We start from the raw sequence: 16716 nt of genomic DNA, 5'->3' as shown, positions 1-16716 counted from the left end.
GCCATGGTGCAGAAGGCCAAGATCCTCCTGGTCGATGACCGGCCGGAGAATCTGCTGGCGCTGGAGGCCATCCTCTCTGCGCTCGATCAGACACTGGTGCGGGCATCGTCCGGGGAGGAAGCGCTCAAAGCGCTGCTGACGGACGACTTCGCGGTCATTCTGCTGGACGTCCAGATGCCGGGCATGGACGGCTTCGAGACCGCCGCGCACATCAAGCGGCGGGAGCGGACCCGGGACATCCCGATCATCTTCCTCACCGCCATCAACCACGGCCCGCACCACACCTTCCGCGGCTACGCGGCGGGCGCCGTGGACTACATCTCCAAGCCCTTCGACCCCTGGGTCCTGCGCGCCAAGGTCTCGGTGTTCGTCGAGCTGTACATGAAGAACTGCCAACTGCGCGAGCAGGCGGCCCTGCTGCGGCTGCAACTGGAGAGCGGCGCCAAGGCCGCCGCCACGGACACCAAGGAGCCCGCGGGCCTCCTCGCCGAACTGTCCGCGCGCCTCGCGGCCGTTGAGGAGCAGGCCGAGGCGCTGTCCAAGCAGCTCGACGACGACTCGGCGGACGCCGCGGCCGTCGCCACGGCCGCCCATCTCGAACGCAAACTGACGGGTTTGCGCAGGGCCCTTGACGCCCTGGAGCCGGGCACCGGCAGCGGCGCCCCCTCGGTGCCGTCGCAGAACTGACGGCGCCCTGGCAGAACTGACGGTGCCCTGGCAGAACTGACCGGCCGACAGCTCCCGGCCGCCGGGAGCTGTCGCGGGAAGCGGTTGCCGTGAGGGGCGCGGCGAGCGGTCGCGGCGCGCCCCGGTGAGCGGCCGTCAGTTCGCCGCCCCGACAAGGGCGACACAAACGGGTGAAGCGGTAGGCACACGTGTCCACCGCCGCCTCCCCCGGTAATCTCACACCCATGGCCTCACGTCCCGCAGCCAAGAAGACGCCCGCGAAGAAGGCGGCCGCGCCGACCAAGGCTCCGGCGAAGAAGGCCGCTGCGAAGAAACCACCCGCGAAGAAGGCCCCGGCCAAGAAGGCGCCCGCCAAGAAGGCCGCGGCCAAGAAGCCCGCCCCCAAGCCCGCGCCCAGCTCCGGCAACCCCCTGTACCGCTTCGTGCGGGCCCTGTGGATGGGCCTCGCGCACGGCGTGGGCGCCGTGTTCCGCGGCGTGGGCCGCGGCGCCAAGGGCCTCGATCCCGCGCACCGCAAGGACGGCCTCGCGCTGCTCATGCTCGGCCTCGCGCTGATCGTCGCCGCGGGCACCTGGTCCAATCTGCACGGCCCCGTCGGCGACCTCGTCGAGATGCTGGTGACCGGCGCCTTCGGGCGCCTCGACCTGCTCGTACCGATACTGCTCGCGGTCATCGCCGCGCGCCTGATCCGGCACCCGGAGAAGGTCGACGCCAACGGCCGCATCGTCATCGGCCTGTCGGCGCTCGTCGTCGGCGTACTCGGACAGGTCCACATCGCCTGCGGGTCGCCCGCGCGGTCGGACGGCATGCAGCAGATAAGGGACGCGGGCGGCCTCATCGGCTGGGGCGCCTCGACACCGCTGACCAAGGCGATGGGCGAGGTCCTCGCCGTGCCCATGCTGGTCCTCCTGACGGTCTTCGGGCTGCTCGTGGTCACGGCGACGCCGGTCAACGCCATCCCGCAGCGGCTGCGGGCCCTGGGCGTGCGGCTCGGCGTCATCGAGGCGGTCCCGGAGCACGACGAGTACGGCGCGTACGAGGAGTACTCGGCCGACGACGAGCGGTACGAGGAGCAGTGGCGCGAGGCGCTGCCCGCCCGCTCCCGGGGGCGCAGGGCGTCCGCCGCGGGGGCGCAGGCGGCGTCTCCGGAGCAGGCCGAGGAAGAGGCCCTGTCCAAGCGGCGCAGGCCGCGACGCGGCTCCACGGCACCCGACCCGGACCGGCCCATGGACGCCGTCGACGTGGCCGCGGCGGCCGCCGCCGCGCTCGACGGGGCCGTCCTGCACGGCATGCCGCCCTCCCCGCTGGTCGCCGACCTCACGCAGGGCGTCGCGGGGGAGCGCGCCCCCGAGGAGACGTCCGCGCCGGTGCCGTCGGCGCGCGCCACCGGCGTCACGCCCGGCAAGAAGCGGCCCACCGCCAAGGAGCCCGCGGGCGCCAGCGTCCCCGACCTGACGAAGGCCGCCCCGGACGAGCCCCGCGACCTGCCCCCGCGCGCGGAGCAGCTCCAGCTCTCCGGAGACATCACCTACTCCCTGCCGTCGCTCGACCTGCTGGAGCGCGGCGGCCCCGGCAAGGCCCGCAGCGCCGCCAACGACGCCGTCGTGGAGTCGCTGTCCAACGTCTTCACGGAGTTCAAGGTCGACGCCGTCGTCACCGGCTTCACGCGCGGCCCGACGGTCACGCGCTACGAGGTCGAGCTGGGCCCCGCCGTGAAGGTCGAGAAGATCACGGCGCTCGCCAAGAACATCGCGTACGCCGTCGCGTCCCCGGACGTGCGGATCATCTCGCCCATCCCCGGCAAGTCCGCCGTCGGCATCGAGATCCCGAACACCGACCGGGAGATGGTCAAGGTCGGCGACGTGCTCAGGCTCGCGGACGCCGCCGAGGACGACCACCCGATGCTGGTCGCGCTCGGCAAGGACGTCGAGGGCGGCTACGTGATGGCCAACATGGCGAAGATGCCGCACATCCTGGTGGCCGGTGCCACGGGGTCCGGCAAGTCGTCCTGCATCAACTGCCTGATCACCTCGATCATGATAAGAGCGACCCCCGAGGACGTCCGGATGGTCCTCGTCGACCCCAAACGGGTCGAGCTGACCGCGTACGAGGGCATCCCGCACCTGATCACGCCGATCATCACCAACCCCAAGCGGGCCGCCGAGGCCCTCCAGTGGGTGGTGCGCGAGATGGACCTGCGCTACGACGACCTCGCGGCGTACGGCTTCCGGCACATCGACGACTTCAACGAGGCCGTGCGCGCGGGCAAGGTCAGCCCTCCCGAGGGCAGCGAGCGCGAGCTGCAGCCCTACCCGTACCTGCTGGTGATCGTCGACGAGCTGGCCGACCTGATGATGGTCGCGCCGCGCGACGTCGAGGACTCGATCGTGCGCATCACGCAGCTGGCCCGCGCGGCGGGCATCCACCTGGTGCTCGCCACGCAGCGCCCGTCCGTGGACGTCGTCACCGGCCTGATCAAGGCGAACGTGCCCTCGCGGCTCGCGTTCGCCACCTCCTCGCTCGCCGACAGCCGCGTCATCCTCGACCAGCCCGGTGCCGAGAAGCTGATCGGCAAGGGCGACGGCCTGTTCCTGCCGATGGGCGCGAACAAGCCGATCCGCATGCAGGGCGCCTTCGTGACCGAGGACGAGGTCGCGGCGGTGGTCAAGCACTGCAAGGACCAGATGGCGCCCGTCTTCCGCGACGACGTCACCGTCGGCACCAAGCAGAAGAAGGAGATCGACGAGGACATCGGCGACGACCTCGACCTGCTGTGCCAGGCCGCCGAGCTGGTCGTCTCCACCCAGTTCGGGTCCACGTCGATGCTCCAGCGCAAGCTGCGCGTCGGCTTCGCCAAGGCCGGACGCCTGATGGACCTCATGGAGTCGCGGAACATCGTGGGCCCCAGCGAGGGATCCAAGGCACGTGACGTTCTGGTGAAACCTGACGAGCTGGACGGTGTGCTCGCCGTCATCCGCGGGGAGGCCGACTGAGGCGACGGGCCGACCGGGCGCGCGGCTGTCCGAAACGGGGCTCGTCCGAACGGGGCACGGTTTCACCCGCGCGCGAGGCGCCCACCTGTACGAAGGCGGGCTCACCCGTACGGGAACGCAGGCAACCGTTTCTCTTCGGCGCACGTCAAGTTGAGGGGAAGAACAGCACGATGTCCCACCATCAGGATGTCCGGCCATTCTGATGGCGTACAAAGTCCGTCCGCCCGGTTGCCCCACCCTTTCTCAGCCCCCCTAGACTGAATGTCCGGCAGGTGGCTACACGCTCGAAAGGCGCACCCGTGTCCATCGGCAACTCTCCTGAAGACGACCACCCTTCAGACGACCGCCTCGCACAACACCGCCCGGCACCGGACGGCCCCGCCCAGGAGCGCCCGGCGGACGACCGCCCCTCGATCGGCCACGTCCTGCGCCAGGCGCGGATCGACGCCGGTCTGAGCGTCGACGAGATCAGCACGTCCACCCGGGTGCGCGTCCCGATCGTGCAGGCCATCGAGCAGGACGACTTCTCGCGCTGCGGCGGCGACGTGTACGCGCGCGGGCACATCCGCACGCTCGCCCGCGCCGTCGGCGTCGACCCGGCCCCGCTGCTCGCCCAGTACGACGAGGGCCGCGGCGGGCGGCCCCCGGCGCCCACCCCGGCCGCGCCGCTGTTCGAGGCCGAGCGCATCCGCTCCGACCCCCGGCGGCCGAACTGGACCGCCGCCATGGTCGCCGCGATCGTCGCCGTCATCGGCTTCGTCGCGTACACGGCGTTCAGCGGCGACGACGGCGACGGCGGTCGGCAGCAGGTCGCCGAGGACACCCCGCCCGCCAGCGGCAAGCCCGCGCCGAAGCCGAGCGCCCCCAAGCCCGCCGACCCCAAGCCGGACCCCTCGGACAGCGCGATCGCCGGGGTGCCCCGGGACAAGGTCACGGTCAAGGTGGACGCGACCGACGGCCGCAGCTGGATCTCGGCCAAGGACCACAACGGCCGACTGCTCTTCGACGGGCTGCTCCAGCAGGGCGAGTCCAAGACGTTCCAGGACAAGCAGAAGATCGACCTCGTGCTCGGCGACGCCGGTGCCATCCAGCTCTTCGTCAACGGCAAGCAGGTCGAGAACGAATTCGAGCCGGGCCAGGTCGAGCGCCTCACGTACACGAAGGGCGACCCGGAAGTCGGCTGACCGGCACCGCCCCGCGCGCCCGTCGCGAGCGCCCGTCGCGAGCGCCAGGAACCCTGGCGGCGGGCGCCGACGCATGGACGAAGTAGTCTTGAGACCATGCCCGAACGCCGCACCGTCGCCCTTGTCACGCTTGGCTGCGCCCGTAACGAGGTGGACTCGGAGGAGCTCGCAGGCCGCTTGGAGGCGGACGGCTGGGACCTCGTCGAGGACGCCGAGAACGCGGACGTCGCCGTCGTCAACACCTGTGGCTTCGTCGAAGCCGCCAAGAAGGACTCCGTCGACGCCCTCCTGGAGGCCAATGACCTCAAGGGTCACGGCCGCACCCAGGCCGTCGTCGCCGTCGGCTGCATGGCCGAGCGCTACGGCAAGGAGCTGGCCGACGCCCTCCCCGAAGCCGACGGCGTCCTCGGCTTCGACGACTACGCCGACATCTCCAGCCGCCTCCAGGTCATCCTGAGCGGCGGCAGCGTCGAGGCGCACACCCCGCGCGACCGCCGCAAGCTCCTGCCGATCAGCCCGGCCGAGCGCCAGGACGCCCAGACGGAGGTCGCGCTGCCCGGCCACGCGCCCGTCGACCTGCCGGAGGGCGTCGCGCCCGCCTCCGGGCCCCGCGCGCCGCTGCGCCGCCGCCTCGGGAGCAGCCCCGTCGCCTCGGTGAAGCTCGCCTCCGGCTGCGACCGCCGCTGCTCGTTCTGCGCCATCCCGTCCTTCCGCGGCTCGTTCATCTCGCGGCGGCCCTCGGACGTCCTGGGCGAGACGCGCTGGCTGGCCGAGCAGGGCGTCAAGGAGATCATGCTGGTCTCCGAGAACAACACCTCGTACGGCAAGGACCTCGGCGACATCCGCCTCCTGGAGACGCTGCTGCCCGAGCTGGCCGCCGTCGACGGCATCGAGCGGGTGCGGGTCAGCTACCTCCAGCCCGCCGAGATGCGCCCCGGCCTGATCGACGTGCTCACGTCCACGGAGAAGGTCGCCCCGTACTTCGACCTGTCCTTCCAGCACTCCGCGCCGGGCGTCCTGCGCGCCATGCGGCGCTTCGGAGACACCGACCGGTTCCTGGAGCTGCTCGACACCATCCGGTCCAAGGCGCCGCAGGCGGGCGTCCGGTCCAACTTCATCGTCGGCTTCCCCGGGGAGACCGAGGACGACGTGGCCGAGCTGGAGCGCTTCCTCACGGGAGCGCGGCTGGATGCCATCGGCGTCTTCGGGTACTCGGACGAGGAGGGCACCGAAGCCGCCACCTACGAGCACAAGCTCGACCAGGACGTCGTCGACGAGCGGCTCGCGCGCGTGTCCCGGCTCGCCGAGGAGCTGACCTCGCAGCGCGCCGAGGAACGCGTGGGCGAGCGGGTCGAGGTCCTCGTCGAGGCCGTCGACGAGGACGAGGGCGTGCTCGGCAGGGCCGCGCACCAGGCGCCCGAGACGGACGGCCAGATCCGGTTCGCGGACGCCACGCCTGGGGACGATCTGCTGGTCGGCCGTATGGTCGTGGCAGAGGTCGTCGGTACGGAGGGCGTGGATCTGGTGGTGAGCACGAGCCTGGGCGGGACGCCCGTCGGAGCCGGCGGGCCGCATGGCGTCGGTGAAGGGACGGTCAGATGACCCAGGTCCCGGCATCCGCGGCGGGCGGCTCCGGCGCGCCGGGCGCGAAGCCGGTGCGGGGCGGCAAGCTGGGCGCCGCCGCGATGGACCAGGCCAGTCTGTGGAACGTCGCCAACCTGCTGACCATGATCCGGCTGCTGCTCGTGCCCGGCTTCGTGATGCTGCTCCTGGGCAACGGCGGGTACGACCCGGCCTGGCGCTCCTTCGCGTGGGCCGCCTTCGCCATCGCCATGATCACCGACTTGTTCGACGGCCACCTGGCGCGCACGTACAACCTGGTCACGGACTTCGGGAAGATCGCCGACCCGATCGCCGACAAGGCGATCATGGGCGCCGCCCTGATCTGTCTGTCCTGGCTCGACGACCTGCCGTGGTGGGTGACGATCGTGATCCTGGGGCGCGAGCTGGGCATCACGCTGCTGCGGTTCTGGGTGATCCGGTACGGCGTCATCCCGGCCAGCCGCGGCGGCAAGATGAAGACCCTCGCGCAGGGCGTGGCCGTGGGCATGTACGTCCTGGCGCTGACCGGCCCGCTCGCGACGCTGCGGTTCTGGGTGATGGCGGTCGCGGTCGTGCTGACCGTGGTGACGGGGCTCGACTATGTGAAGCAGGCCGTGGTGCTGCGGCGGCGGGGGATGGTCGCGGAGACGGGTTCTGGCGGGGGCGCCTCGGACGGGGGGGCCTCGGACGGGGGCGCGTCGGACGGGGGTGTCCTGGACGCGGGCGTCCCGGGTGACGGGGTCGCTGGTGGTGCCGTTTCGGGTGAGGCCGTCCCCGGTGAGGCCGTTTCGGGTGGTGCCGTTTCGGGCGGGGCCGCTTCCGCTGCTGGGTCCCGGGCCGAGGGGACCGGCTCCGCTGCCGGGAAGGAGACGGCGCCGTGACGCCGTCGGTGCCGTCCGGGGCTCAGGAGGCCGGTGCGACCTTCGAGGCGGACGCGAACGGGGAGGCCGGTGCGGGTGTCAAGGCCGCCGCGGAGGCGCTGCGGCTGCTGCGGGAGCGCGGTCAGACGCTCGCGGTCGCCGAGTCCCTGACCGGGGGCCTGGTGGCCGCCGACCTGACGGCCGCGCCCGGCTCGTCCCACGCCTTCCGCGGCTCGGTGACCGCGTACGCCACGGAGCTGAAGCAGCGGGTCCTCGGAGTCGACGGGGCGCTGCTCGCCGCCCGAGGGGCCGTGGACGCCGACGTCGCCCTCCAGATGGCGGCGGGGGTGCGGACGCTGCTCGGGGCGGACTGGGGCGTGGCGACGACGGGTGTCGCCGGGCCGGAACCGCAGGACGGGCAGCCGGTCGGCACCGTCTTCGTGGCAGTGGTGGGCCCCGGGCAGGGGCCCGAATCGGGCGCGGGGCCTGATGCGCAGGGGCCGGATTCTGACGTCGCGGGGCCGGAATCCGGCGCCGGGGGGCCGGAATCGGATGCTCTGCGGCCGGATGCGGATGCTCCGGCGACGGAATTGCCGGGTCCGGCGTCGCTTTCCGGTGAAGCGGGGTATGGTTCCCCACTTCGCTGTGAGGGGAAAGTGGCCGCACTGCGGTTGAACGGAAACCGTACGGAAATCCGTATGGAGAGCGTACGCAGCGTGCTGGAACTGCTCGTCGAGCGGCTCACCGGCGAACGGGCCGGGAATGGGCGGGCACAGGATACGGAACAGAACGGGGGGACTTGATGTTTGCAGCCCTGAGTGAACACGACATCGCTCCCCGCACGGCCGCCGCGCGAGGCGGTACGGTGGGGCGTGAAGGATGCGGCTACGCGGTCCGAGGAGGGAGCCACCGATGATTCTGCTCCGTCGCCTGCTGGGTGACGTGCTGCGTCGGCAGCGCCAGCGCCAGGGCCGTACTCTGCGCGAAGTCTCCTCGTCCGCCCGAGTCTCGCTCGGCTATCTCTCCGAGGTGGAGCGGGGCAGAAGGAGGCTTCCTCCGAGCTGCTTTCCGCGATCTGCGACGCGCTTGACGTACGGATGTCCGAGCTCATGCGGGAAGTGAGCGACGAGCTCTCGCTCGCCGAGCTGGCCGAGTCGGCAGCGGCCACGGAACCGGTGCGCGGCGCACCGGTCCGCCCGATGCTCAATTCCATCTCGGTGACCGGCGTGCCACCGGAACGGGTGACGATCAAGGCGCCCGCGGAGGCGGTCGACGTCGTCGCCGCGTGAGGCTCGGGCGACCGATTGTGCGTACGGGAGGGTCCCGGCTGGTTCAGCCGGGGCCCTTGCTGTTTGTGGGCTGTCGTTTTGGGGCCGTGGGGGGGCGGTGGCGGCGGTGAGGGGCGGGGCGGTCGTGGTGGCTCCGTCGCGGCCCCCTCGTGGCTCTCGTGATCTGTCGTCGCCCCCATGGCGGTAGTGATCGGGCCGTCACCGCCCGAAGTGGCCGTAATGGTGCCGGTGAGCGATGGTTGATGGGGGTTTTGCGTTGGGACGGGTGGGCACCCGCATCCCATACCCCTGGGGTCATGTCACTGAACGACCATCCCTGGACGACACCCGATACCCCGATACGCGGAGGTTGCCGATGAACGTCGTGAAGAGCCCGCTGGCCGATGATGCCCTGAAGACGGTGGCCGAGGCCCTGCAAGGGGCCCTCGTGGACCTGGTCGACCTGTCCCTGGTCGCCAAGCAGATCCACTGGAACGTGGTCGGCCCCCGCTTCCGCTCCATCCACCTCCAGCTCGACGAGGTCGTGGACACCGCGCGCCAGCACTCCGACACGGTGGCGGAGCGGGCCTCCACACTGGGCGTCTCACCCGACGGGCGTGCCGCCACGGTGTCCGCGAGCAGCGGCATCGGCTCGGTCCCCGAAGGCTGGGTGAAGGACGTGGACGCGGTGGGGACGCTCGTGACCGCTCTCGGCGCGGTGATCACGCGGATGCGTGAGCGCGTCGACGCCACCGGCGAGGCCGATCCGGTGAGCCAGGACATCTTCATCGGGATCACGGCGGACCTGGAGAAGCATCACTGGATGTTCCAGGCCGAGAACGGGTAGCGCGGCGCGCGACGCGACGCGGGGCGGGACGCGGTGAGCAGGGGGCCGGGGTGTTGTACCCGGCCCCCTGGCCCGTTCTCAGGCCCCGGGTGGCCCCCTGGACCACGGCCGGTGGAGCGGCGTCGGTCCGCTGCTGATGCGGCTCGTGGTGGCGCGGGGGAGACTCGGAAGCCTGTGGCCTGGCGGCGGCCTAGCGGCGGCGGCCCGGCAGTGGTTCCCGGCGGGAGGTGACGGCCGTGGCGGTCCTGCGGTGGGCGGCCGCTCTGGGGCTCGCCTCGCTGTGGTGGTGGGCGGTGCTGCGCCTCGCGCTGGCGCCGGACGCGGGGGCCGTCGAGGGGGCGGTCGCGGCCGGGGGATGGGGGCTGAGCCTGCTGCCGGTGCACTGCGTGCCCAAGGCGCGGGCCGCGGGGGTGGCTCGGGGGTGGCGGCGCGGGGGTGGGGTGGTGCCGGGGGTGCGGCGGGGGCCGCGCGACGGTATGCGCGGGCGCGGGTGGGGCATCACGGGGCGTGGGCGTGAGCGGGGCGCCGTGGAGCGCGGGCGGGAGCGGGCTGACGCGGTGCGCGGGCCGGACGTCGAGGCGCGGGGCCGCGGTGTTCGCGCTCTTGGGCGGGGCCGCCGTGCCAGGTTCACCACGGCATGGCGACGCCGCCGTTCGGGCGGAGGATCTGGCCCGTGGTGAACGACGACGCGTCCGACGCCAGATAGAGCACGGCGTGCGCGACCTCCTCCGGCGCGCCGACCCGGCCCAGGGGCGCCCGGCGCGCCATGAACTCCTCGGTGTGCGCCTGCGCGGCAGCGTCATGGCGGTCCGTCATCGGCGTACGGATCCAGCCCGGTGCCACCGCGTTGACCCTGATGCCGTGGGCGCCGACCTCCGTCGCGAGCGTCTTGGTGAGCTGCACCACCGCGGCCTTCGCCGCGCCGTAGCAGAGCAGGCCCGGGCCACCGGTGTCGACGGCGCCGGACGCCATGGTGACGATGCTGCCGCCCGAGGCCGCGGCCAGCATGACGCGGGCCGCCGCCTGGCACGCGTACAGCACCCCCTTGAAGTTCACCCCCAGGACCCGGTCCAGGTCCTCGTCGCGGGTCTCCAGGACCGGGCTGCTGTGCATGATCCCGGCGACCGCGGCCACCACCTCCAGGCGGCCCGTCGCGGCGGCCGCCTCGGTGACCGCCTGGTCCACCTGCTCCCTGTCCGTCACGTCCAGCTTGTGCGGGTGCGCGGCGGTGCCGCTCGCCCGGATGGCGGCCACCGTCCCGTCGAGCCCGCGCGCGTCGCGGTCGGCGCAGTGCACGGTGGCTCCCGCCTGCGCGAGGAGGACGGCGGTGGCGCGGCCGATGCCGCTCGCGGCCCCGGTGACGAACGCGGTGCGGCCGGTGAGGTCGTACGCCGTGACGGGCATGGACGGACCGTACGAACAATCTGACGGGCCGTCAATTGGTCGGGGTGGGGCAGGCGGGGCTGGGCTGCGCTGGGATGTGGTGTGGTGTGGTGCTCCGCGGGGCTCTACGACGCAGGGTGCTACGGCGTGGGGCCCTGCGGAGTGGGGCCCTGCTGGCAGGTCGGGCACCAGTACGTGGGGCGCTGGCGGGAGCCGTCGCCCTGGTCCCCCGCGCGCACGGGGGTGCCGCAGCGCAGGCAGGGGCGGGGCGCGCGGCCGTACACGTAGAGGCGCTGGCCCGGGCGGGTGCTGCCCGTGGTGGTGCGGGCCGGGCGGTCGCGGTTGGCTTCCAGGAGCTTCTTGGCCAGCGCGGGCAGGCGGGCCGCCGTCTCGGCGGGCAGTTCGCCCGCGGGGAGCCATGGGGTGGCGCCGAGCAGGAAGCAGAGCTCGCTCTTGTAGATGTTGCCGATGCCCGCGAGGTTGCGCTGGTCGAGGAGGGCCTCGCCGAGGGGGCGCTCGGGCTTGGCGAGGATGTTGCGGAGCGCCTGGTCGGGGTCCCAGTCCGGGCCGAGCAGATCGGGGCCCAGATGGCCGACGGCGCGGTCCTCGTCGGTGGTGCGGAGCAGCTCCAGGACCGGGAGGCGGTAGCCGACGGCCGTGTGCTCGGCGGTGCCCAGGATGGCGCGGATCTGGTGGCCGGGGCCGCCGCGCCAGCGCTCGTGCGGGGCGTACACCCGCCAGGCGCCGTCCATGCGCAGGTGCGAGTGGAGCGTGAGGCCGCCCTCCACGCGGGTGAGGAGGTGCTTGCCGCGGGGGGTGACGTCCAGGACGGTGCGGCCCGTGAGGTCGACTGTGGCCAGCTTCGGTACGCGCAGGTCGGAGCGGGTGAGGGGGTGGTGGGCCAGCGCCTGGTGCAGGCGGCGGGCCGTTTGGTGGACGGTGTCTCCTTCGGGCATGGGGCCAGGGTGGCACTTGGCGGGGCGTTCTGCCGGGGGTCTCCTGCCGGGGGTCTCGCCGGGGGTCTCCTGCTGGCGGTGCCTCTCCTGGTGGGGGCGCCGTACGCGTCGGGGGGGGGCTCGCCTTACGGGCTTACCCCTGGGCCACGGGCTTCGCTATCGCCTTCGCTACGGAGAGCGCTGGTGTCCTAGGGGCGCAGGCGCAGTCCCTTCGGTGTCGCGTGGAAGCCCGCTGTCTCCAGGAGGAGGGCGTACGGGGAGGTCAGGGCCGCCTGGCCGTTGATGCGCTCCACGGTGATCGTGCCGAGGGCCCCTGCCCTGGCTGCGGTGGCCAGGGCCTCGGCGGCTGCGTGCAGGCGCGGGTCCTGGGGCGGGGCGTGATCGCCAGGAGCGGGCTCGTCGGTGCTGGGCCAGGCCAGGAGCGTCTTGCCGCCGCGCTCCATGTACAGCGTCAGCTCGCCGCTCACCAGGACGACCAGGGAGCCCGCCTTGCGGCCCGGCTTGTGGCCCGCGTTGGCGGGCGGGTCGGGCCAGGGCAGCGCGGCCCCGTAGGCGTTGGCCGGATCCGCGGCGGCCAGCACGACCGCCTGGGCGTCCGCCGACGGCGAGTCGCCCGCCCGCTCGCGGGCGTTGGCCGCCGCCCGCAGCCGGTCCACGGCGCCGTCCATGGCGAACTGCGCTGCGCCGAGGCCCTCGATCACGTACCCCCGGCGGGCCTGGCCGCTGTCCTCGAACGCCGACAGGACGCGGTACGCCGCCGAGAAGCCGCCCTCGACGCCCTCGGCCGCGACCGCGCCCCGGGTCACCACGCCGTGCCGGTCGAGCAGGGTGCGGGCCAGGGCGTGGGCGCGCAGCGTCGGGTCCGGCTCGCGGGCGGGCAGCAGCGACCAGCGGCCCGCGACCGTCGGCGGGCCGGTGCGGGAGGTGGGGCGGGCGGCGGCCGTCAGCGTGCCGTACCGGCCGCGTGGGACCGCGCGCTTGGCGCGGTGGGCCGTGGACCCCGCGGTGCGGCCCGAGCCGAGGAGGGAGCGCAGCGGCGCCAGCGTGTCGTTCGTGAGGCGGCCCGACCAGGCCAGGTCCCAGACCACGTCGGCCAGTTGCGGATCGGAGGCTTCGGGGTGGGTCGTGGCGCGGACTTGCTCGGCGATCTGCCGGAAGAACAGGCCGTAGCCTCCGGAGAGGGCGTCCAGGACCGACTGGTGCAGCGCGGTCAGCTCCAGGGGGTGCGGGGGCGGCAGCAGGAGGGGCGCGGCGTCCGCCAGGTAGAGGGAGATCCAGCCGTCCTTGCCGGGCAGGGACCCGGCGCCCGCCCAGACGACTTCTCCGGCAGCGGTCAGCTCGTCCAGCATCGCGGGCACGTACCCGGTGACGCGGCCCGGCAGGACCAGCTTCTCCAGAGCGGAGGCGGGCACGGACGCGCCCTGGAGCTGCTCGACGGCGCGCACCAGGCCGTCGACGCCGCGCAGGCCGTGACCGCTCAGGTGCTGCCACTGCGGCAGGAACTGGGCCAGGGCCGCCGGGGGCACCGGCTCCAGCTCCTGGCGGAGCGCGGCGAGGGAGCGGCGGCGCAGACGGCGCAGGACCGCCGCGTCGCACCACTCCTGGCCGATGCCCGCCGGATGGAACTCGCCCTGCACGACGCGGCCGCTCGCCGCGAGGCGCTGGAGCGCGCCCTCCGTGACGGCGGTGCCGAGGCCGAAGCGGGCGGCGGCCGCGGCGGACGTGAACGGGCCGTGCGTGCGCGCGTACCGGGAGAGGAGGTCGCCCAGCGGGTCCTTGACCGGCTCCGTGAACGCCTCCGGGACGCCGACCGGCAGGGCGGTCCCCAGGGCGTCGCGGAGGCGGCCCGCGTCCTCGATCGACGCCCAGTGGTCGGCCCCGGCGACGCGGACCCGGATGGCGCGGCGGGCGCTCGCCAGCTCCTCGGCCCAGCCGGGGGCGGCGCCGCGCTCGGCCAACTCGGCGTCCGTGAGCGGGCCGAGCAGCCGCAGCAGGTCGGCGACGCCCTCGGCGTCCTTGACGCGGCGGTCGTCGGTGCGCCACTGCAACTCCTGCTCCAGGCCCGCGAGGACGTCCGCGTCCAGCAGCTCGCGCAGCTCGGCCTGGCCCAACAGCTCGGCCAGGAGGCGGGAGTCCAGGGACAGGGCGGCGGCGCGCCGCTCGGCGAGCGGTGAGTCGCCCTCGTACAGGAACTGCGCCACGTACCCGAACAGGAGCGAGCGGGCGAAGGGCGACGGCTCCGGAGTGGTGACCTCGACCAGGCGGACGCGGCGGGACTCGATGTCACCCATCAGCTCCGTCAGGCCCGGTACGTCGAAGACGTCCTGGAGGCACTCCCTGACCGCCTCCAGGATGATCGGGAAGGAGCCGAACTCGCTGGTCACCTCAAGGAGCTGGGCGGCGCGCTGACGCTGCTGCCACAGGGGCGTGCGCTTGCCGGGGTTGCGGCGCGGCAGCAGCAGCGCGCGGGCGGCGCACTCGCGGAACCGGGAGGCGAACAGGGCGGAGCCGCCCACCTGGTCGGTGACGATCTGGCTGACCTCGCCCTTGTCGAAGGTCACGTCGCCCGCGCCCACGGGGGCCTGCTCCGGGTCGAACGCCGCGTCCACGGTGACGTCCACCGGCGCCTGGTCGAGCAGGTCGAGGCCCATCAGGTCGGCGTCCGGGAGGCGGAGCACGATGCCGTCGTCGGCGTGCATCACCTGGGCGTCCATGCCGTACCGCTCGGTGAGGCGGGCGCCGAGGGCCAGCGCCCAGGGGGCGTGCACCTGCGCGCCGAACGGGGAGTGCACCACGACGCGCCAGTCGCCCAACTCGTCGCGGAAGCGCTCGACCACGATCGTGCGGTCGTCCGGGATGTGGCCGCAGGCCTCGCGCTGCTCGGTCAGATACGCCAGGACGTTGTCGGCGGCCCAGGGGTCGAGGCCCGCGGCCCGCAGGCGGTCGCGGGCCTCCTCCTGCGGCAGGGAGCCGATCTCGCGGAGGAACGCGCCCAGGGCGCGCCCCAGTTCGAGCGGGCGGCCCAGCTGGTCGCCCTTCCAGAACGGCAGCCGCCCCGGGACGCCGGGGGCCGGGGAGACCAGCACGCGGTCGCGGGTGATGTCCTCGATCCGCCAGGAGCTGGTGCCCAGGGTGAACACATCGCCCACCCGGGACTCGTAGACCATCTCCTCGTCCAGCTCGCCGACGCGGCCGCCGCCCTTCTTCGGGTCGGTGCCCGCGAGGAAGACGCCGAACAGGCCGCGGTCGGGAATCGTGCCCCCGAGGTGACCGCGAGCCGCTGCGCTCCGGGGCGGCCGGTGACCGTGCCCGCGACGCGGTCCCACACCACGCGCGGGCGCAGCTCCGCGAAGGCGTCCGACGGATAGCGCCCGGCGAGCATGTCCAGGACCGACGTGAACGCCGACTCCGGAAGGGAGGCGAACGGCGCGGCACGGCGCACCAGGGAGAGCAGGTCGTCCACCTGCCAGGTGTCCAGGGAGACCATCGCCACCAGCTGCTGGGCGAGCACGTCCAGGGGGTTCGCCGGGACGCGCAGCGACTCGATGGCGCCCTGGCGCATCCGCTCCGTGACGACGGCGGCCTGGACCAGGTCGCCGCGGTACTTCGGGAAGACGACGCCGGTGGAGACCGCGCCCACCTGGTGCCCCGCGCGGCCCACCCGCTGGAGGCCGGAGGCCACGGACGGCGGCGACTCGACCTGCACCACCAGGTCGACGGCGCCCATGTCGATGCCCAGCTCCAGACTGGACGTGGCGACCACGGCGGGCAGGCGGCCCGCCTTCAGGTCCTCCTCGACCTGGGCGCGCTGCTCCTTGGACACGGATCCGTGGTGGGCGCGCGCCAGGAGCGGCGGGGCCCCCTTGGCCGCGCCCGACTCGGCCATCACCTCGGCCGGGGTGTGGTCCTCGGGCAGGGGCTCGCCCGTGGCGCGCTCGTAGGCGATCTCGTTCAGGCGGTTGCACAGGCGCTCCGCCAGGCGGCGGGAGTTGGCGAAGACGATCGTGGAGCGATGGGCCTGGACGAGGTCGGCGATGCGCTCCTCGACGTGCGGCCAGATCGAGGGGCGCTCCGCCGCCTCGTCCGAGTCCGCCACCGGGGAGCCGCCCAGCTCGCCCAGGTCCTCGACGGGCACCACCACCGACAGGTCGAACTCCTTGCCCGACTCCGGCTGGACGATCTCCACCTTGCGCTGCGGTGAGAGATAGCGGGCCACCTCGTCCACCGGGCGGACCGTGGCGGACAGGCCGATGCGGCGGGCCGGGCGCTTCAGGAGGGCGTCGAGCCGCTCCAGGGACAGCGCCAGATGAGCGCCGCGCTTGGTGCCCGCGACCGCGTGCACCTCGTCCAGGATGACCGTCTCGATGCCCGTCAGGGCGTCCCTGGTCGCCGAGGTGAGCATCAGGAACAGCGACTCGGGGGTCGTGATCAGGATGTCCGGCGGGCGCGTGGCCAGGGCGCGGCGCTCGGCCGCCGGGGTGTCCCCGGAGCGGATGCCCACCCGCACCTCGGGCTCGGGCAGGCCGAGGCGCACGGACTCCTGCCGGATGCCCGTCAGGGGGCTGCGCAGATTCCGCTCCACGTCGACCGCGAGGGCCTTCAGCGGCGACACGTACAACACGCGGCAGCGCTGCTTCGGGTCGGCCGGGGGCGGCGTCGAGGCCAGCTGGTCCAGGGCGGCGAGGAACGCGGCCAGGGTCTTACCGGAGCCCGTCGGCGCGACCACCAGCACGTCCGAGCCCTCCGCGATCGCCCGCCACGCCCCGGCCTGCGCGGACGTGGGCGCGGAGAAGGCCCCCGTGAACCAGCCGCGGGTCGCGGGGGAGAAGTCGTCGAGGGCGTCGCGGTGACTGCGTGCGGACCTGACCATGACCCCATCGTGCACCCCGCCACTGACAATGGCCGTGACCTGCGCGAACGCCAGATGATCGGCGGA

9 protein-coding genes and 2 pseudogenes are annotated in these 16716 nt (G+C 73.4%); 8 read left to right on the top strand and 3 right to left on the bottom strand.

The window, feature by feature from the left end; all coding sequences use genetic code 11:
* The first annotated feature begins 3 nt into the window (after positions 1-3).
* From ACOBQU_RS10400 to ACOBQU_RS10365, 8 genes and pseudogenes are all read left to right on the top strand, one after another.
* A complete protein-coding gene (locus ACOBQU_RS10400; protein ID WP_423626019.1) occupies positions 4-687 on the top strand; it encodes a response regulator in 684 nt (227 codons plus the stop codon).
* 224 nt (positions 688-911) lie between these two features.
* Positions 912-3680, top strand: coding sequence for a DNA translocase FtsK (locus ACOBQU_RS10395; RefSeq protein ID WP_423626017.1), 2769 nt, complete (start codon positions 912-914; stop codon positions 3678-3680).
* 299 nt (positions 3681-3979) lie between these two features.
* Positions 3980-4864, top strand: a complete 885-nt coding sequence (locus ACOBQU_RS10390; RefSeq protein ID WP_423626015.1) for a helix-turn-helix domain-containing protein — start codon at positions 3980-3982, stop codon at positions 4862-4864.
* Between the two features lie 96 nt (positions 4865-4960).
* Positions 4961-6466: a 30S ribosomal protein S12 methylthiotransferase RimO gene (gene rimO / locus ACOBQU_RS10385; protein WP_423626013.1), complete on the top strand. Its 1506-nt coding sequence runs from the start codon at positions 4961-4963 to the stop codon at positions 6464-6466.
* Complete coding sequence (gene pgsA / locus ACOBQU_RS10380) at positions 6463-7347, top strand: CDP-diacylglycerol--glycerol-3-phosphate 3-phosphatidyltransferase (RefSeq protein WP_423626012.1); 885 nt, start codon at positions 6463-6465, stop codon at positions 7345-7347. Before rimO ends, pgsA begins: the two co-directional genes overlap by 4 nt.
* A 98-nt stretch (positions 7348-7445) precedes the next feature.
* Entirely contained in the window at positions 7446-8129 is a 684-nt protein-coding gene (locus ACOBQU_RS10375; protein ID WP_423634391.1) for a CinA family protein, read from the top strand.
* Between the two features lie 109 nt (positions 8130-8238).
* A pseudogene (locus tag ACOBQU_RS10370) lies at positions 8239-8615 on the top strand (helix-turn-helix domain-containing protein).
* A gap of 355 nt (positions 8616-8970) precedes the next feature.
* A complete protein-coding gene (locus tag ACOBQU_RS10365) occupies positions 8971-9441 on the top strand; it encodes a Dps family protein (protein WP_423626010.1) in 471 nt (156 codons plus the stop codon).
* Positions 9442-10068: 627 nt separating this feature from the next.
* On the opposite strand, the gene ACOBQU_RS10360 is transcribed toward ACOBQU_RS10365, so the two are convergent.
* The 3 genes and pseudogenes from ACOBQU_RS10360 to ACOBQU_RS10350 all read right to left on the bottom strand — a co-directional run bounded on the left by ACOBQU_RS10360 (position 10069) and on the right by ACOBQU_RS10350 (position 16650).
* Positions 10069-10845 carry an SDR family NAD(P)-dependent oxidoreductase gene (locus tag ACOBQU_RS10360; RefSeq protein WP_423626008.1) on the bottom strand — a complete coding sequence of 259 codons (777 nt, stop codon included), beginning with the start codon at positions 10843-10845 and terminating at the stop codon, positions 10069-10071.
* A 119-nt stretch (positions 10846-10964) separates the two neighbouring features.
* Entirely contained in the window at positions 10965-11780 is an 816-nt protein-coding gene (locus tag ACOBQU_RS10355) for an Fpg/Nei family DNA glycosylase (RefSeq protein WP_423626006.1), read from the bottom strand.
* 188 nt (positions 11781-11968) lie between these two features.
* Positions 11969-16650 (bottom strand): annotated as a pseudogene (locus ACOBQU_RS10350) (ATP-dependent helicase).
* Between the last annotated feature and the right edge of the window lie 66 nt (positions 16651-16716).

The organism is Streptomyces sp. G45 (genome assembly GCF_049542095.1).
Taxonomy (GTDB): Bacteria; Actinomycetota; Actinomycetes; order Streptomycetales; family Streptomycetaceae; genus Streptomyces.
Note: the sequence above shows the minus strand (reverse complement) of the source record. Positions and strands in the feature narration are given on the sequence as shown.